The 18,773-nt window shown below is 28.5% G+C and carries 15 protein-coding genes and 1 other annotated feature; of the genes, 4 read left to right on the top strand and 11 right to left on the bottom strand.

The genetic code is table 11. The features are described 5' to 3' along the window. Positions 1-52 precede the first annotated feature (52 nt). On the bottom strand, positions 53-1,270 hold the full coding sequence (ilvA, locus tag ACTG45_RS14060) for a threonine ammonia-lyase (RefSeq protein WP_021385388.1): 1,218 nt from the start codon (positions 1,268-1,270) through the stop codon (positions 53-55). Positions 1,271-1,928: 658 nt separating this feature from the next. On the opposite strand from ilvA, the gene aspD reads away from it, so the two are divergent. Beyond that, complete coding sequence (gene aspD / locus ACTG45_RS14065) at positions 1,929-3,557, top strand: aspartate 4-decarboxylase (protein WP_021385413.1); 1,629 nt, start codon at positions 1,929-1,931, stop codon at positions 3,555-3,557. 120 nt (positions 3,558-3,677) lie between these two features. Continuing rightward, entirely contained in the window at positions 3,678-4,673 is a 996-nt protein-coding gene (locus ACTG45_RS14070) for an asparaginase (RefSeq protein WP_021385532.1), read from the top strand. A gap of 87 nt (positions 4,674-4,760) precedes the next feature. Here ACTG45_RS14070 and leuS read toward each other — a convergent pair whose 3' ends face one another. The 4 genes from leuS to nadD form a co-directional block, all read right to left on the bottom strand. Continuing rightward, entirely contained in the window at positions 4,761-7,181 is a 2,421-nt protein-coding gene (gene leuS / locus ACTG45_RS14075) for a leucine--tRNA ligase (protein ID WP_479919211.1), read from the bottom strand. A 107-nt stretch (positions 7,182-7,288) separates the two neighbouring features. Beyond that, positions 7,289-7,479 (bottom strand) — a binding site (T-box leader). A 52-nt stretch (positions 7,480-7,531) separates the two neighbouring features. Further along, a complete protein-coding gene (rsfS, locus tag ACTG45_RS14080; protein WP_021385550.1) occupies positions 7,532-7,882 on the bottom strand; it encodes a ribosome silencing factor in 351 nt (116 codons plus the stop codon). 115 nt (positions 7,883-7,997) lie between these two features. Continuing rightward, positions 7,998-8,570: a bis(5'-nucleosyl)-tetraphosphatase (symmetrical) YqeK gene (gene yqeK / locus ACTG45_RS14085; protein ID WP_021385417.1), complete on the bottom strand. Its 573-nt coding sequence runs from the start codon at positions 8,568-8,570 to the stop codon at positions 7,998-8,000. Further along, positions 8,571-9,260: a nicotinate-nucleotide adenylyltransferase gene (gene nadD, locus ACTG45_RS14090; protein ID WP_021385558.1), complete on the bottom strand. Its 690-nt coding sequence runs from the start codon at positions 9,258-9,260 to the stop codon at positions 8,571-8,573. Between the two features lie 275 nt (positions 9,261-9,535). Here nadD and recX point away from each other — a divergent pair, with 275 nt between their 5' ends. Next, complete coding sequence (gene recX / locus ACTG45_RS14095) at positions 9,536-10,174, top strand: recombination regulator RecX (protein ID WP_021385486.1); 639 nt, start codon at positions 9,536-9,538, stop codon at positions 10,172-10,174. 152 nt (positions 10,175-10,326) lie between these two features. Next, positions 10,327-12,330: an alpha-amylase family glycosyl hydrolase gene (locus ACTG45_RS14100; RefSeq protein ID WP_479919212.1), complete on the top strand. Its 2,004-nt coding sequence runs from the start codon at positions 10,327-10,329 to the stop codon at positions 12,328-12,330. A gap of 99 nt (positions 12,331-12,429) precedes the next feature. Here the strand turns inward: ACTG45_RS14100 and ACTG45_RS14105 are convergent, their stop codons facing one another. The 6 genes from ACTG45_RS14105 to ACTG45_RS14130 form a co-directional block, all read right to left on the bottom strand. Continuing rightward, complete coding sequence (locus ACTG45_RS14105; protein ID WP_479917224.1) at positions 12,430-12,741, bottom strand: antibiotic biosynthesis monooxygenase family protein; 312 nt, start codon at positions 12,739-12,741, stop codon at positions 12,430-12,432. Between the two features lie 78 nt (positions 12,742-12,819). After that, complete coding sequence (locus ACTG45_RS14110; protein WP_479919213.1) at positions 12,820-13,638, bottom strand: DUF6597 domain-containing transcriptional factor; 819 nt, start codon at positions 13,636-13,638, stop codon at positions 12,820-12,822. A 99-nt stretch (positions 13,639-13,737) separates the two neighbouring features. Then, complete coding sequence (locus tag ACTG45_RS14115; protein ID WP_021385547.1) at positions 13,738-14,262, bottom strand: ECF transporter S component; 525 nt, start codon at positions 14,260-14,262, stop codon at positions 13,738-13,740. Between the two features lie 23 nt (positions 14,263-14,285). Further along, positions 14,286-15,428 (bottom strand): pyridoxal-phosphate-dependent aminotransferase family protein, encoded by a 1,143-nt coding sequence (locus tag ACTG45_RS14120; protein WP_479919214.1) that lies wholly within the window; start codon positions 15,426-15,428, stop codon positions 14,286-14,288. A 270-nt stretch (positions 15,429-15,698) separates the two neighbouring features. Then, the gene (locus ACTG45_RS14125; RefSeq protein WP_479919215.1) at positions 15,699-18,086 is read right to left on the bottom strand and encodes an ABC transporter permease; all 2,388 of its coding nucleotides are present in this window, start codon (positions 18,084-18,086) and stop codon (positions 15,699-15,701) included. Beyond that, positions 18,079-18,762 carry an ABC transporter ATP-binding protein gene (locus tag ACTG45_RS14130; RefSeq protein ID WP_479919216.1) on the bottom strand — a complete coding sequence of 228 codons (684 nt, stop codon included), beginning with the start codon at positions 18,760-18,762 and terminating at the stop codon, positions 18,079-18,081. Before ACTG45_RS14130 ends, ACTG45_RS14125 begins: the two co-directional genes overlap by 8 nt. Positions 18,763-18,773 lie beyond the last annotated feature (11 nt).

Raw genomic sequence — 18,773 nt, forward strand, 5'->3', positions numbered from 1 at the left:
TATCTTTATACACTATTATACTATTTTTCTTGTATATTATATACACTTTTTATTATAATTCTATAATTTTAAAACCTTTTTCTTCTATAGCTTTCTTTATTTTAGCTATATGGTCATAATCTATTGTCTCTAATATAAATTCCGCACTTTGTTTTCCTAAAGCTTCCCCTGCTGATAATTTACCTTGATTAGCACTTAAAATGTTTCCACCATTCTCACTTATTATTCTAGTTAATTCAGCAAAGTTTCCTGGCTTGTCTTCCATAATTGTACTAAATGAATATCTTCTTCCTTCTTTAGCTAAAGCAACACCTATTATTCTATATAATGTATTTATGTCTATATTACCACCAGATATTATACAAACTACATTTTCATCTTTTGCTGGTACATACTTACCACTTAATATAGCAGCTGTACATACAGCTCCAGCACCTTCTGAAACTATCTTTTGACTTTCCATCATAAATAATATTGATTCTGCAATTTCTGTTTCTTCAACCACAACTATTTCATCAACTAATTCATGTATTATTTCAAAAGTTAAATCTCCTGGAGTTTTAACAGCTATACCATCAGCTATTGTAGTATCATTAAATGCTGTTGTTACTTTTCCATTTTTAACTGATTCTTTCATTGAAGGTATATTTGCAGTTTGAACACCAACTATTTTAACATTAGGATTTAATGCTTTTGCTGCAACAGCAATACCAGAGATGATTCCTCCACCACCAACTGGGCATAATATAGTATCAACTTTATTGTCTAATTGTTCGAAAATTTCAAGAGATATAGTTCCTTGTCCTGCTATAACATATTTATCATTGAATGGATGTAAGAAAGTTGCTCCTGTTTCTTTTTGTATTTCAACAGCTTTTGCATATGCATCATCATAAACCGCACCATTTAAAACTACTTCTGCTCCATACCCTTTAGTTGCGCTAACTTTTGCTAAAGGTGCAGTTGCTGGCATTACTATTGTAGATTTTATACCAGTCATTTTCGCCCCTAATGCAACACCTTGAGCATGATTTCCTGCACTTGAAGCTATAACTCCACTTGCTTTTTCTTCATCTGTTAAACTTGCTATTTTGTTGCAAGCTCCTCTTAATTTAAAAGAACCTGTTTTTTGAAGGTTTTCACATTTATAGAACACCTTTGCACCTGTTTTTTCGCTAAGTTTAACGCTTTCAAGTAAATCAGTTTTTTTAACTATGTCTTTAATGGTCTCTCTAGCTTCTTTTACATCTGTTAAGGTAACATTTATCATTTTATTCCACTCCCGTAAATCCAATTTTTGTTTATTACTTTATATATAATTCTATATCTTTTTTTTTTAAAAATCAACATGTAAACGATTTTTATAATTTTTTAATTAATCACAAAAAAACTAAAAATACAACAATTGAATACAATAAACACATATCTTCAATTCGTTTAAATTACATTAAATGATAATTTAAAAATATATTTTACAATTTTATCAAAATAACAATGTATTCTTTATTATTTTTATTAAAATTTATATTTTATATTATTTTATTTACTTATAGACTCTTTTTTTAGCTTTTTTTAACCTTATTAAAGTCAACAAAATAATAATAAATATATATTACTAAACAACTTCAATGTAAAAGAAAGTTTTACTTTATTTTTATTCAAAATTAGAAAACTATACATTAATAATAAAATATAATAAAAAAACTAAAATGCCAATCAAATTGAAGTTTTATTTTATATAGTAATCATTTTTTATTAAAAGGTATTTTTTATTTTAATATACATTTAATAAGGTTAAATAGAATAATCATTTTAATTTTATACTTTACTTTTTCTATAAACCTATTATAATTAAAGTATAATCATTTTGGTAACTTGTTTATTTTATTATAAAAATGTGAAACTTATTACATAAGGAGGAATTTAACATGAAAAATAATACTTATAAAGAAATCAAAAACATATATGGAAAAATAAGCCCTTTTGAATTTAAGGACAAATTAATAGATATTGCAAAATACACTGCAAAGGAAAATAACAGGGAATTACTTGATGCAGGTCGTGGTAATCCAAACTGGACTTGCTCAACTGCCAGAGAAGCTTTTTTTACTTTTGGTCATTTTGCTATTACTGAAACTCGTTCTAATTGGGATTTAGGTCACTTGGCTGGAATGCCTCAAAAGAAAGGTATAAAAGAAAGATTTTTTAAATTTATAAATGAAAATATAGATATGCCTGGAGCATATTTAGCTAGAGATATTATAAACTTTGGTATAAATGAACTTGGATTTGATGGAGATGAATTTGTTCATGAATTAGCTGATGGAATCATTGGTGATAACTATCCACTTCCAGATAGAATGTTACCTCATATGGAAAAAATAGTACATGATTACTTAGTTCAAGAAATGAAATACGATATATCAGGTAAATATGGTGATGTAGAGATTTTTGCTGTTGAAGGTGCTACAGCTGCCATGTGTTATATTTTTGATTCATTAATGGCTAATGAACTCCTAAAAAAAGGTGATACTATAGCTTTAATGACTCCAATATTTACACCTTATCTTGAAATACCTAATCTTCCTCGTTACGATTTTAAAGTTGTAAATATAAATGCTAATGAAGTTGATGAAAAAGGTGCTCATACATGGCAATACACAAAAAAAGAATTAGAAAAACTTCGTGACAAGTCTATTAAAGCTTTATTTGTTGTCAATCCAAATAATCCTGCATCTATAGCTATGGATGACACATCTTGTAATAACCTAATAGATGTGATTGAGAATTATAACAAAGATTTAATGATAATATCAGATGATGTGTATGGAACTTTTGTAGAAGACTTTTCATCATTAATGTCAAAACTTCCTTACAACACTGTTGGAGTTTATTCTTATTCAAAATATTTTGGAGTTACAGGATGGAGACTTGGTACATTTGCACTTCATAAGAAGAATGTTTTTGATAAGAAGATAAATGATTTAACTGGAGAACTAAAAAAATCAGTAGATAAGCGTTACAGTGATATGAGTCTTAATCCTTCTAGTCTTTCATTTATGGAAAGAGTTGTTGCTGATAGTAGACTTGTTGCTCTTAATCATACTGCGGGTCTTTCTACTCCTCAGCAAGTACAAATGGCATTTTTCTCTGCCTTTGCCTTAATTGACAAAGTTGATGCCTACAAAAAACTTAATATGAGTATTTGTCATAGACGTCAGAAGCTACTGTTTGAAGCTTTAGAGCTTCCAATCAATGAAAGTAAAAATAATGCTGCATATTATACTCAGTTTGATATTGAAGAATGGGCTAAATTAAACTATGGAGAAGACTTATTTAAATTTATAAATAAAAATTCCACTCCAGTAGATGTTCTTTATAAATTAGCTAATGACTATTCTGTAGTCTTACTTAGTGGAAATGGATTCTATGGCCCTGAATGGTCAATTAGAATATCTCTAGCAAATTTATATGATGAAGCTTACACTAAGATAGGAAAAGCCATAAGAGAAATACTAAATAGCTACGTTACTGAATGGCAAAAAACTATTAAATAGTTCTATTACACTGAAATATCTAAATTATATGAATAAAAGAATTTATGTAGACCTTAGCTACTTTTTTTGATATAATCCTATCGGAATTATAAATTTTATTTATGAAAGGCAGAGAATAGTATGAGTATTAAGAAAAAAGTTGCCATAGTTTTTACTGGTGGAACTATATCTATGACAGTAGATGATAAAGTGGGAGCTGCTATACCAACCTTATCAGGGGAACAAATATTATCAATGGTTACCAACATTGATAAAGTTGCAGATGTTGAGGTCTTTAACTTTGATGAAATTCCAGGACCTCATATAACGCCTTATAGAATGATGGAATTAAAAAATTATGTAAATGATTTATTAGCTAGAAAAGATATTACAGGAGTTGTAATAACACATGGTACAGATAGTTTAGAAGAAACAGCTTATTTTCTAGACCTTACAATTGATAATATCAAACCTGTAATAGTCACAGGTGCTATGAGAAGTAGCTCTGAGCTTGGATATGATGGTTCAAGTAATTTATCTGCATCAGTTTGTACTGCTGTATCTAAAGATGCTATGGGCAAAGGTGTTCTTGTAGTTTTAAACAATGAAGTATTATTGGCTTCTGAAGCTACTAAAACAAATACTCTTTCTTTAAATACATTTAAATCTTTAACTAGTGGCCCATTAGGAATAATTGACTGTAATGAACTTGTTCTTACAAGAGATATCGTAAATAGAACAATTATAGATACTGATAAAGTAGAATCTAAAGTTGCTTTATTTAAAGCATATGTAGGAGAAAATGCAGACTTTATAAGATTTGCTGTTGATAGTGGATATAAAGGTATAGTTATTGAGGCAATGGGTAGAGGTAATATTCCTCCTCAGATGCTTTCTGGAGTTGAATATGCTAGAGAAAAAGGACTTCCTGTTGTTATAGTTTCTAGATGCCACTCAGGTAGAGTGTTTGATAGCTATGGTTATTATGGCTCTGGCAGAGATTTAAAAAATCTTGGATGTATATTTGGTGGAGACCTTCCAGGTCAAAAAGCTAGAATAAAACTTATCTTGGCACTTGGAAAAACTGATAATCTTGATGAAATCAAGGATTTCTTTGAAAAAGGAATCTACTGTTAATTATAATAAATCTTAAAACAATAAACCCCTATTACAAATTTTTAATTAATTTGTAATAGGGGTATTATTTTATCTTATAGTTTTGATTTATTTCACAACTACATTAACTAACTTCTTAGGTACAGCAACAACTTTAACTATAGTTTTGCCTTCAACTAATCCTTTTATTTTTTCATCTTCTAAAGCTACTTTTTCCATTTCTTCTTTAGATATATTTGAGTTAACAGTTAATTTTCCTCTAACTTTTCCATTAACTTGTACAACAACTTCTATTTCATCTTTTACTAAAGCTTTTTCATCATACTTAGGCCAATCTATATCAAATACGCTTCCATCTTTACCTATCATAGTCCATAATTCTTCACCTAAATGAGGTGCAAATGGTGCAATTATAGTTACTATAGTTTGTACACCTTCTTTTATAACTGCTTCATTTATATTATCTAACTCTTTATATTTATACATATCATTTATTAATTCCATAAGAGCTGATATAGCAGTATTAAATCCAAATTTTTCACTTAAATCAGCTGTAACTTTTTTAAGTGTAGAATGTATAGTATATCTCATATCTTTATCTTGAGAATTTAATTCTCCAAACTCTACGTCCTTTTTAACTACATCTGCTAACTCATCAACCAATCTATAAACTCTATTTAAGAATCTAAAGCATCCATCAACACCTTGCTCTGACCAGTCTAAATCTCTTTCTGGTGGTGCTGCAAATAATACAAAAAGTCTTGCAGTATCTGCTCCATACTCATCAATTATATCCATAGGTGATACTGTATTACCTTTAGATTTACTCATTTTAGAACCATCCATAAGAACCATTCCTTGAGTAAGTAAGTTTTTAAATGGCTCATCGAAATCTACCATCCCCATACTCTTAAATGCTTTTACAAACCATCTTGCATAAAGCAAGTGCATTATAGCATGTTCTACTCCGCCTATATATTGGTCTACTGGATGCCATCTATTAACTAACGCTTTACTAAATGGCTCATTTTCATTATTGCTATCCACATATCTCAAGAAATACCAAGAAGAATCTACAAATGTATCCATAGTGTCAACTTCTCTTCTAGCTGGTTTTCCACAGTGAGGACAAGTTGTTGACATAAATTGCTTTGAAGTAGTAAGTGGAGATTCCCCTTTTCCAGTAAACTCAACGTCAGTTGGTAAAAGAACTGGTAAATCTTCTTTCTTAACTGGAACTATTCCACATTCATCACAATAAACTACAGGTATAGGACAACCCCAATATCTTTGTCTTGAAACTAACCAGTCTCTTAATCTATAGTTAATAGTTCTCTTTCCTCTACCTTCTTTTTCTAATTTATCTATTATTCCTTCAAATCCTTCTGAAGCATCTAATCCATTAAACTCTTCTGAGTTTATCATTTTGTTATCTTCTGTTATTACATCTATTATATCTAAATTATATTTCTCAGCAAATTCTCTATCTCTTTCATCATGTGCAGGAACTGCCATTATAGCTCCAGTTCCATATTCAACTAACACATAATTAGCTATCCATAGAGGAACCTTCTTACCATTTAAAGGATTTATAACGTATCTACCTATAAACATTCCTTCTTTTTCTACATCAGCCGCTGTTCTTTCTATTTCTGTCATTGTATGCATTTTTTGAACAAAAGCTTCAACCTCTGCTTCATATTCAGTACCAGCAACCAATTCTTTAACTAACTCATGTTCTGGAGCAAGTACCATATAAGTAACTCCATAAGTTGTATCTGGTCTAGTTGTAAATACTGTCATAGACTTATCAGTTCCATCTATATCAAAAACTAAGTCTGCTCCTGTACTCTTACCTATCCAATTTTTTTGCATTATTTTAACCTTTTCTGGCCATCCATCTAATGTATCTAAATCATTAAGTAATTCTTCTGCAAATTCAGTAGTCTTAAAATACCATTGCTCTAAATCTTTCTTTAATACTGTTGCTTTACATCTCTCACATGCTCCTTGAACAACTTGCTCATTTGCAAGAACAGTCTCACAAGAAGGACACCAGTTAACATAAGATTTTTTCTTATATGCAAGTCCATGTTCTAAAAATTTCAAAAATATCTCTTGAGTAAATCTATAGTATTCTGGAGTTGAAGTTGCTACTTCTTTATCCCAATCATAGCTAAGGCCTAATAAATTTAATTGTTCTTTCATTTCTTCTATATTTTCCATTGTCCATTTGTGTGGATGTATCCCATGCTTTATAGCAGCATTTTCAGCTGGTAAACCAAAAGAATCCCATCCCATTGGATGAAGTACATTATACCCTTCCATTTTTTTGAATCTTGCGACAACATCACCTATAGAATAGTTTCTAACATGACCCATGTGTATCTTTCCAGATGGATAAGGGAACATTTCTAATGTGTAATAATTAGGTTTTTCAGTTTGTGCTGTATCCATCTTGTATTGATTATTGTCTTTCCAAATTTTTTGCCATTTCGATTCTACTTCTTTAAAATTATATACGCTCATATTTTGCCTCCTATTTTAGTTGTGTTCAACTACCTTATTTAATATTATTTACTTATAATTTCCAAATAATTCCTTGAAAATAAAAAATCCTCGTCACTAAACTTACGTTTAGGGACGAGGATAAATCTTCGCGGTACCACCCTAATTAGCCTACATTATATAGACCCTCTTAGATAGCTTTTAATCCAGCTACGGAAAATAGATTTCAATCTAGTAAGTTCAAAGTTATATAATATTAGTTCTCACCTGCCACTAACTCTCTGAAAAAATATAGTCTTTTACTGCTCTAGTCTATTCAATTTAATATAATTTTTGAAATTTTCTAATTATAATAACATATATTATCATGTTTATGCTAATGTGTCAATATCTATATAAGGTGCATCTTTCCATAATTTTTCTAAATTATAAAATCCTCTGTTTTCCTCATTAAATACATGAACCATTACATCTCCATAATCAAGAAGTACCCAAGTTTGAGTGCTTTGTCCTTCTTTTCCTCTTGGTTCTAGTCCTAGTTTTGATAATTCATCTTCTACATTATCAGCAATAGCTTTTACCTGTCTCTGAGAAGATGCTGTAGTGATAATAAAGTAATCACACAAACTAGAAACCTTTCCTATATTTATTATAACTGTATCTTGACCCAGTTTATCTTCTATGGCATCATATGCTATTTTTGTCATTTGTTCCACTGTCATATAAAATTCCTCACTTTCCTAATTAAAGTACACTTAGTTATTGTAACATATTAATATGATTTTGTAACATAGTCAACTTTAAATTTATTAATATATTTACCTTTATGCAGGTTTTTTATAATAACTTTTCTTTAATTAGATAGTTTCTTGCCATAACTGTTCTTGGATGTATCTCTTCTTCTTTATTGATAACAAACATTAAAGTATTATTAAAAGAAGTCAAAAGTGCTTCATCAAGCTTTCCCCCATATGCTAAATCTCTTAATGTATCTACAACTGGGAATTTTCTTCCTTCTTCAATTAAATCTGCTATGTAAATTATTTTTTCTAAAAGAGACATATCTTCTCTTCCTGTCGTATGATATTTGATTGCATTTATAACATCTTCATCTTCTATTCCAAACTCATACTTACATATGTATGACCCAATTACACTATGAGATAGAGAGCGATTTCCATCCTCTATTGGGTCTAAGTATATTTCATACTTATTTACATAATCTTCTATTTCTTTATCGCTTAAATACTTTGCACAATCATGAATCATTCCTGCTAAACAAGCTTTTTCTTTGTCACACCCATAAATCTCACATAATTTTTCAGCACATTTTGCAACATTTTTTGAGTGGCTAAGCCTCCCCACTGGTAGCATTTGATTTAGTCTCTGGTTAATATTCTCTAAGTTCATTTAATCATCTCCATATTGATATAGTTTATTTTCATATAAATAATTTTCTACATTTTCGGGTACTAAGTAACGTATTGACTTGCCTTCATTTAGCTGTTCCCTTATATATGTGGACGATATATCCAGTGATGGAACATAAACTGTTATAATGTCAGCATCATACTTTTTAGTTAACTTTTCTATAGTCTCTTGTGACCTTAACAAACTAATTCCTGGTCTTGTCGCAGCTATAAAGGTAGCTAACTCAAAGTTTTTCTTTACATCTTTCCACTCTTCAACACTACAAATAGCATCTGCCCCTGTTATAAAATAAATATCTGCATCTTTGTATTTTTTCTTCAAGTATTTTAATGTGTCTATTGTATAAGTCCTTTTTTTTCTTTCGATTTCTACTTTTGAAACTAAAAAATCTTCGTTGCTTTCAGTTGCTAGAAGTGTCATATTATATCTATCATACTTGTCTGTAGTGATACATAGTTTATGTGGTGGATTTCCTGATGGTATAAAGATAATTTTGTCAATGTCATACTTGTCTCTAATAAACTCTGCTGTTGCTAAATGAGCATAGTGTATAGGGTCAAAAGTACCTCCCAATATACCTATTTTGATTTTGCCTTTATGGCGATTAAATTTCTCTAGTTTTTCAGTATTTTTCAATTCCGCCTTCTTAACTAGATTTTCGCTTTTCATATTTTGTCTCCTTTTAATGTTATAATACTATTGTACCATTATTTTTTATTTCTTAAAGCTTATAATTTATTTTTTTTGGTATATAATTATATTTATATGCTAAAAAATGCTTTAAAAAATAATTATTTAACATGTTTTTACTTTACTTTTTAATAAAAATAACTTTTTACTATTTTGTCTTAATTTTGATAAAATATAACATATAAATGTAAGTTTTTTATTAAATTTTATTAGTTGCTTTTGTTAATATAATTACATACAAAAAGGGAGGATTTATGGGCACAATTACTAAGATAGAACAACAAAAAAGAAATGATGATAGAGTTAATATTTATGTAGATGATAAATTTTTTATTGCTATATTTAAAGAACTTGTTTATACATTCAATTTAAAAAAGGGTAATGAAATAAATGAAGAGGAATTAAAACCTCTTTTAGACGATGAAATGTATATAAAAGCTAAAAATAAAGCACTAAATATTTTATCTCATGCTGACCAGTCTGAAAAAAAAATAAAAGAAAAGTTATCAGCAGAATTTGATGAAAACATAATTGATAGAGTTATAGATTTTCTTAAAAATTATAATCTCGTAAATGATAGTGTATTAGCTCAAAAAATAGTTAATACAAATGTTAATTTAAATAGATGTGGTAAAAACAGAATTAAGCAAAATCTATATAATAAAGGTATCAATAGAAGTACAATTGATGAAGCTGTGTCTGAATTGGATAAGGATACTGAATTTGAAAATGCTATGTATCTAGCAAAAAAAAGGTTTGAAAGGGTAAAGAAGGAAGATAAAAAGAAAATATATCAAAAAATTTCTCAACATCTTTCCTATAAAGGCTTTGATTATGATATTATTAAAAGAGTTTTAAACAAACTTTTAAATTTCGATGAATATGATATATAAGTGTAAATACTAAGGAGGTAAATTATGAAATTAATCATTGGTGGTTTAAGCTTTTTATTAGGATTATATAATATATATCAATTATATAGAGAAGATAGTATGAGATAAATATTATTTTTTAGATGTAATATTTATTATGGAGGAGAAATAAAATGAAAAGTCAAAAAAGATTTAAAATTTTAGACATTGATGTATACCTGCAACCATTTGAGTCTGATATAAAAAAGCGAATGAAACACTATGAAGATGTGAAGTCAAAAATATTAACTAACTATAAAGATTTTAATTCTTTTGCAAATGCTCACCTTTACTATGGCTTTCATCAAACAAATGATGGATGGTTTTACAGAGAATGGGCTCCAAATGCAGACAGTTTATCATTAATTGGTGACTTTAATAATTGGAATAGAAAATCTCATCTTCTCAAAAAAGTTGGTTCTGGTAATTGGGAGATATTTATTCCTGGTAAAGATAGCTTACCTCACAAATCAGAGGTAAAAGTACAAGTAACTGCAAATGGAAAAACATTTGACCGTATACCACTATATATAAAAAGAGTAATTCAAAAGGATTTTGGTGGATTTAATGGACAAATATGGCAACCAAAAACTCCGTTTGTCTGGACTGATAATGAATTTGACTTAAAAAGCATAGCTTCTCCACTAATCTATGAATGTCATATAGGCATGGCTACTGAAAACGAATCTATCGGAACGTATAATGAATTTACTGAAAATATACTTCCTAAAATAAAAAAATCTGGATACAATACTATTCAGCTTATGGCTATTATGGAACATCCATACTATGCATCTTTTGGGTATCAAGTTTCAAACTTTTATGCAATCTCATCTAGGTTTGGTACTCCTGAAGACTTAAAAAATCTCATAAATACTGCTCATTCTATGGGAATTGCTGTTTTATTAGATTTAGTTCATTCTCATGCTGTAAAGAATACTTTGGAGGGAATAAATGAGTTTGATGGAAGTGAACATCAATTCTTCCACTCAGGTTCAAAAGGAAATCATCCTGCTTGGGGTACAAAGCTATTTAACTATGGTAAACCCGAAGTAATCCATTTTTTACTTTCAAACATAAAATTTTGGTTAAATGAGTACCATTTTGATGGCTTTAGGTTTGATGGTGTAACCTCAATGTTATATCATAACCATGGTCTTGGAGTTTCATTTGATAGTTATAAAAAATATTTTAGCATGAATACAGATATTGAAGCCATAACATATCTCCAATTTGCAAACGAATTAATAAAAGAGATTAAACCTAATTCAATAAGTATCGCAGAAGATATGAGCGGAATGCCTGGTATGTGTATACCTATAGAAGATGGTGGAATAGGATTTGACTACAGACTTGCAATGGGAGTACCAGATTTTTGGATAAAAACTATTTCTAACTTATCTGATGAAAACTGGGATTTAGGTAAAATGTGGTATGAGCTTACAACTAGACGTCCTGGTGAAAAAAATATAGGTTATTGTGAATCTCATGACCAAGCGTTAGTTGGTGACAAAACAATTATTTTTTGGTTGGCTGACAAGGAAATGTACTGGAATATGGAAATAGACTCAAATAACCATGTTATCAATAGAGCCATATCTCTAATTAAGCTAATTAAATTAATAACTTTTTCTTTAGCTGGTGAAGGTTACCTAAATTTTATGGGAAATGAATTTGGACATCCTGAATGGATTGATTTTCCACGAGAAGGAAATAATTGGAGTTATAAGTATGCTAGAAGACAATGGAACCTTTCAGAAAATGATACTTTAAAATATAAACAATTATTAAACTTTGATAATGCTATGCTTGAACTTACAAAATACGGTGATGTTTTTATCCAAAATAGCTATGAACTTATACATATGGATAATGATAAAAAACTTTTAGTGTACAGTAAGGGCAAATATTTATTTATATTTAATTTCCATCCTAATCTAATACAGTCAGTCGATATTTCAAAATTTCAAAATACAAACTATAAAACAATACTAAGTACTGATATGATAGAGTTTGGAGGAAATACAAAAAAAGAAAATTTACTAGACTATAATGTATACTTTAGTTCAGCCCCACCATCTTCAAAACTACCTGTTGCATCTCGTACAGCAATAGTTTTTTTAGATGATAATGTTTAAATATTAAAATATATATTAAAAGCCAAATAACAATTTTAATACAAAATGTTATTTGGCTAATTTATTTTCTTGTGGTTTAATTACTTTTTAGATTTAATACTATAATTTCCAGCTTTTAATTTGTGGCATTATGTTCATTTTAACAGTTTGACTTTTTAAGGCTTTTCTAAATTTCTCAGTTGAAGAATCCTTAAACATCTTGCTAGAAGAATTCTTAAGGTCTTCCATAGAGTCCCAATGTTGTATCATAATCCATTTTTGGCTTTTTTCATCATACAAAAGCTCTGTATCAATAAAACCAGGTTGTATAGAATGAAATTTCATTTCTAAATCATTTACAATCTCTATAAACTCGTCTTTTGACAAGTTTTCTTCCACACTAAATTCCACTATCTCTGTAATAATTTTCATATACAAAACCTCCAATTTATTTTTCTTATATCATATCAAAAACTAAATTAGAGGTATTGTAAAAAATCGACAGTGTAATTACAAGTAACTATACCTTATATTTTCTTTAATAGTCTTATTCTCACTAATAAATTTAATTGGTGATGTCCCTGAGAATTCTTTAAATTCTTTTATAAAGTGTGCTTGGTCATAGTACTCATTTTCATAAATAAAGTCAAAAATTTCATTATTTTTATAGGTGTGAATAAGCTGATTACTTGCCATTTTAAATCTGCATATTCTCTTTAGAATTTTAGGTGTATACCCAGTATACTTTAAACAGATTCTTTCCAAGGTCTTAATATTTATATTCATATTATCACAAAATGATTTTACATTATTAGAACTATTGCCATATATAAATGAATCCAAAAGCTTTACAGATTTATTTTCTATTACCCCTTCTTCTAATATGGATAATAATACTTCTTCTAAATGTAAGACTGCTTTTTCTATTGATAATATTTTATTTAATGACTCTTCCAATTTTTTTGCAAAGACCTCTGATACTTGTTCTAAATCGACAATTTGACTATTAAACTCTGAAATTGGTATCTTTAAAAATGGATAAAGACCAAATGGATAAAAAGAAATCCCCATAACACGTATATTTCCACGTTGAATAATAAATCCATGTTTATCTCTTATTCCATTAAAATGTATATTACTAGTTGTATAGTTTTGGTTTTCAATTTTATATTCTATAATATCAGAAAGATTAAGAATAATATCTATACTATCTGTGGGTAGTAACTTATTGTTTAACAATATATTTTCATCTGTCTTAAGATACCAAATAAACTTTACCCACGGCTTTAAACGAGCATTTCTAACTGAATATCTTGTAACTGATAACATATTGAGTTAGCCCCTATCCTAAAATATTTTTATTATGTACTTCACCTTAATATTATACAATATAATTTATGCTATCATAAATTTTAATCTACTTTACTATCATTTCATACATTTTTTCAATATTTTAGAAATAGGAAGTGCTATTATAAGACCTATTAATACTTGCATTAAATTACCTGGTATTGAAGTAAGAGGTACTACAAAATTGCCATAAAGTATAACCTCTGTTACATAATATCCAAATAACATCCAAATTGATGAGACAGCTACACCTATTACATTAATTAAAAAATTATTTCCATTCTTGCCATTTGCCCATACAATCTTTCCAAGTAAATAACCCATAATACCTCTAACTATAAAAGTAAATGGAGCCCATAGAGTCCATCCAGATATTAAATCAAAAAGCGACATACCAATAGCACCCGATAAAGCACCTTTCTTACTTCCAAATACTATCGCTGATATGAATAACATCGCTGTTCCTAAATGAACAAGTCCACCATTTATAGATATTGGCAACCTTATATTTATAAATTTAGTTGCAATAAATACTAAAGCTATTAATAGTGAAGTTTCCACCATGTCTTTCGTCGTAAATTTTTGTTTAGCTGTAATTTCCATGCTTCATCCCCCTTGTCTATCTATTAAAAATAATACTTATTAAATAAATCTAACAAACTTTCATTTCCTTTAAATCCTAATGCACTTAGGCTCTTATCCAAAACATTTAGTATGTGCTCTATTTTATTTAGATTAGCATTTTCCCCCATGTGACCTATTCTTAAAATAGTGTCCATGTATTGATTTAATGATGTTGCAACAAGTGTATTATAATTTTTAAGCATGTAATTGGTAAGTTTTAAAGCTCCTATACTTTCAGGAATTTTTATAGCTGTGACTGTATTAGAATATCCTTCTTCTAAAAATAATTCTAGACCATATTCCTCAATAGATTTTCTGACACTATAAGCTATTTTTTCATGTCTATCTAATACTTTTTCTATTCCCTCTTCTAATATATTATCAAGAGCTTTATCAAGACCTATTATGTCGCTTATTGGCATTGTATAAGGAAAATATTTTTTTTCATAATAACCTTCCCATATATTTAAATTACAATAAAAACCTATTACATCTGTTTTTCTATTCTTTATGCAATTTTTCGCATCTTTACTTATCCCAACTATAGTAAGACCTGCTGGTGCAGAGATAGCTTTTTGCGAACCACCTAATATTATGTCTATTTTAGATTCATCTACATTTAATCTCTCTCCAACCATACCTGCTACAGAATCAACTACAGTTAATATCCCATATTCCTTAAGTAATGGGCATATTTTACTTACATCGTTTAATAAACCAGTTGGAGTATCACAGTGTACAACTGTTGCATACTTAAAGTTACTATCTTTATCTAAAAATGCCTTTAATTCATCAACATCTATACTTTTTGTATATTTGCTTGAAAAAAGCACATACTCTCCACCATACATTGTTACAAAATCCTTAAAACCTTCTCCATATATACCATTATCAATTACAAGGACTCTATCTCCCTTTTCTGTAAGTGATGCACAAGCTGCTTCAAGCCCTAATATACCTTCACCACTCAATATGTAAACATCATTTTTTGTACCAACTATATTACCAAACTTTTCACACGTTTTTTTATAAAATTCAACAAAATCAACATCTATATCTGGGTTTGTTGTCTTCTCTGCTCTTGCTAACCTTACATTTTCCCTAGTTTCTGTTGGTCCTGGTGCATAATTAATTTTATTGTTCATATATATTCAGCTCCTTTTTATTTTATATACGCTTATTATACAAAATTTTCATTTTATATGGTACAATTTTATATTTTTTTGAAATTGTACCGATACATTTGCTGATATGAATAATATCCATTTATTAGACATAGCTATTGATTGCACAAAAAATACAGAGCAAACATTATTTTAATTGTCTGCTCTGTATCTATATAATTTAATCTATTTGATTATTTTTTTGTGTGCTTATTTTTATTACTAAAAAACTATCCATTAAATATCCATACTTTATTCACTATATCTTACTCTATCAATAAGTGATTCTTTATTGAAACTTTTTCCTATTAAATAAGTTGTTATAAATTGAGCTATAATAATACATACAGCCATCAATAGGATTGGTACTATTGGTAAAGCATATGTTGCATAAGATAAGCCAGTCTTTTTTAGGAATATAACAGCAATATATCCTAATATTCCTCCAGATAAAATACTTCCTATCATCATTCTAGAAGTATAATATATAGCCTCTGAGTTAAGCATTTTTACTAATTGTTTATTAGTAAGACCAATGGCTTGAAGCATACCAAGTTCTTTCTTTCTAGTAACTATACTAGTTATCATTGTATTTACAAGATTCATAAATCCGATAACACCTATTATACCTGTTAAAGTGTATCCCATTATTTTTATAAATGAAATCACAGCTTTATTTGACTCTATTCTGCTATCTAAAAAATCAGTTTCTAGAAATCCATTAGATTTAGCTATTTTCTTTATGCTATCTTTTATTTCTTGATACTTTCCTTCTTCCGTATATATTCCTAAACTACTTGTTGAATCATTTTTCAAAGTTCTATCTATAAAATCTTTTCCTATACCAAAGCTCGGAGACCCCATAGCTATTGCTTGAACCTTAAATTCTTTTTTTATTACTTTATCTCCATCATATAGAGTTAATTTTATTTTATCTCCTGCCTTTACTCCCATTTCTTTTGCTGTATCAACATGAGTAATTATTATTTCATCTCCTGTTTGCAGTTTTTCAAAATTTATTTTCCCATCTACTAAATTATTATTTAATGATTTCACATCATTTTCATCTACACTTTGTAAAAGGTCATGTTTAAATTCAACATCATAATCATCCATTCCAACCTTTATACTACTTGCAGACTCTATTTTTTTAATTCCTTCTATATTTTTTATTTGATTTAAAAAGTCTTTACTTAAAGGATTATTCATTTGCAAAATATTCAAATTATTTTTAGGATTTTTATCACTATCCATTTCATAACCAGAAAGCCTAACTTCTATATCATAAGGAAAATTTGCTCTTGCCATCTTCTCAGCATCAAAACTTTCTAAGGCAGTTGATACTGTTATAAATATAGTTCCACTCAATATAAGAGATACCAATGTCATGTAAGTACGCTTTTTATTTCTTTCTAAATTAGCTTGTGATAATCTATTTAAATTTATATTTTTATGACCTTTTCTCTTATTTTTATTACTTATTTTATTTCCAGTATACCTTACTGCATCAACTATAGATACTTTTGATGCTACTTTCATTGGCTTTAAAAGTGATAACACAACAGACATAAAACTTATTACTACAACCAATAATATAACTGGTAATTGTGATGATTTTACATTCATATCCATAACTAATTTTATTATAATATTTGCAAGCGCATAACCTAAAATTGTTCCTATTGGTATTGCAATCCCTGCTAAGATAAAACCTTCCTTAAATACTATATTTTTTACTTGTTTTTTAGTTGCACCAATTGCTCTAAGCTTTCCAAATTCTTGAACCTTTGTAACTATTGAAATATAGAATATATTGTATATTACTAAAATGCTAGATAATACAATTACTAATCCTACAAATACTCCACCCATAATGGTTTCCATATCAGGTTTTAAAGCATTTATATAATTTTCATTTACAGCTACATTAATAGTATCCAGTCCTATATCATTAGCAATCTTATTTAATTTTGATTTTGCTTGTTCTATCGATAAATTACTTTTATCGTTTAATTTTACATATATATTAAAATCTTCTTGTGACATATCTCTAGTATTTTTCATATATGTTTCTGATATAATAGCAGAATAATATTTACCTGCTTCAGATATTTCACTAGTTTTTAAAATTCCAGTTATAATGAACTCTTTTTCAATTCTATTGTCACTTTTATAGTCATTATAAGCTATTTTTATCTTTTCACCTAAATTTTTATTACTATAACCAAGTGCTTTTAAAGCCCCTCTATCCAACACAATTTCATTCTCTTTTGTTGGTAACTCACCTTTGACAAACTCAAAGTTATTTAATCTTAAAGTATCTTCATTCATGTATGCTAGAGAAATATTTGAATCATCTTCTAGCTTCTCAAAACCTACTCCATTCATTTCACCAGTTAATTCTACATCTGCATGATTACTCAATATATTAGCTTGTTTTTCGTCTACATTGGCTAATACACCATGATAATTACCTGAATACTTTATAGTATTTTCTTTTTGATATGTACCTGCATCAATAATATAAATTCCAATAGATGAAAGCATTAAAGTTGAAAGTATTATAGTGATTATTATTAAAATACTTTTTGATTTATTTTGCTTTAGATTACTTTTTGCTATTTTAGTAGTATTAATCATTTTTACCACCAACCTTTGATACCCTACCATCTTCTATAAATATAACTCTATCAGCCATTTGAGCTATACTATCATCATGAGTTATCATAACTAAAGTTTGACTGTATTTCTTAGACATAGACTTTAGAATACTCATAACTTCATCAGATGTTTTAGAATCTAGGTTTCCAGTTGGTTCATCTGCAAGTATTATAGCAGGTCTTGTAGCTAAAGCTCTTGCTATTGCTACCCTTTGTTGTTGACCACCTGATAATGTATTTGGTAAAACATCGTGTTTATTTTCAAGTCCCAATGATTTTAGAAGTTCTTTTATAAAATGTTCATCCACTTCTCTACCATCTAGACCGATTGGTAATACTACATTTTCCCACACATTAAGAGATGGGATTAGGTTATAGCTTTGAAATATAAATCCTATCTTTCTTCTTCTAAATACAGCAAGTTCTTCTTCTTTTAATGTAAATATATTTTTATTATCTATATATACATTCCCAGATGTAGGTATATCAAGACCTCCAATCATATGTAAAAGAGTACTTTTTCCAGAACCTGATTTTCCTATTATTGCAACAAATTCACCTTCATTTATTTCTAAATTAACATTATCCAAAGCTCTTACTAAGCTTTCTCCTGTTCCATAGTGTTTTGATAAGTTTTCAGTGTATAGTATTTTCATAAAATTTCCCT

Source organism: Clostridioides sp. LIBA-7602 (assembly GCF_056688945.1).

Coding starts and splice junctions, on each gene's coding strand:
- ilvA (WP_021385388.1), bottom strand. CDS start 1,270: ATGATAAATGTTACCTTAACAGATGTAAAAGAAGCTAGAGAGACCATT.
- aspD (WP_021385413.1), top strand. CDS start 1,929: ATGAAAAATAATACTTATAAAGAAATCAAAAACATATATGGAAAAATA.
- ACTG45_RS14070 (WP_021385532.1), top strand. CDS start 3,678: ATGAGTATTAAGAAAAAAGTTGCCATAGTTTTTACTGGTGGAACTATA.
- leuS (WP_479919211.1), bottom strand. CDS start 7,181: ATGAGCGTATATAATTTTAAAGAAGTAGAATCGAAATGGCAAAAAATT.
- rsfS (WP_021385550.1), bottom strand. CDS start 7,882: ATGACAGTGGAACAAATGACAAAAATAGCATATGATGCCATAGAAGAT.
- yqeK (WP_021385417.1), bottom strand. CDS start 8,570: ATGAACTTAGAGAATATTAACCAGAGACTAAATCAAATGCTACCAGTG.
- nadD (WP_021385558.1), bottom strand. CDS start 9,260: ATGAAAAGCGAAAATCTAGTTAAGAAGGCGGAATTGAAAAATACTGAA.
- recX (WP_021385486.1), top strand. CDS start 9,536: ATGGGCACAATTACTAAGATAGAACAACAAAAAAGAAATGATGATAGA.
- ACTG45_RS14100 (WP_479919212.1), top strand. CDS start 10,327: ATGAAAAGTCAAAAAAGATTTAAAATTTTAGACATTGATGTATACCTG.
- ACTG45_RS14105 (WP_479917224.1), bottom strand. CDS start 12,741: ATGAAAATTATTACAGAGATAGTGGAATTTAGTGTGGAAGAAAACTTG.
- ACTG45_RS14110 (WP_479919213.1), bottom strand. CDS start 13,638: ATGTTATCAGTTACAAGATATTCAGTTAGAAATGCTCGTTTAAAGCCG.
- ACTG45_RS14115 (WP_021385547.1), bottom strand. CDS start 14,262: ATGGAAATTACAGCTAAACAAAAATTTACGACGAAAGACATGGTGGAA.
- ACTG45_RS14120 (WP_479919214.1), bottom strand. CDS start 15,428: ATGAACAATAAAATTAATTATGCACCAGGACCAACAGAAACTAGGGAA.
- ACTG45_RS14125 (WP_479919215.1), bottom strand. CDS start 18,086: ATGATTAATACTACTAAAATAGCAAAAAGTAATCTAAAGCAAAATAAA.
- ACTG45_RS14130 (WP_479919216.1), bottom strand. CDS start 18,762: ATGAAAATACTATACACTGAAAACTTATCAAAACACTATGGAACAGGA.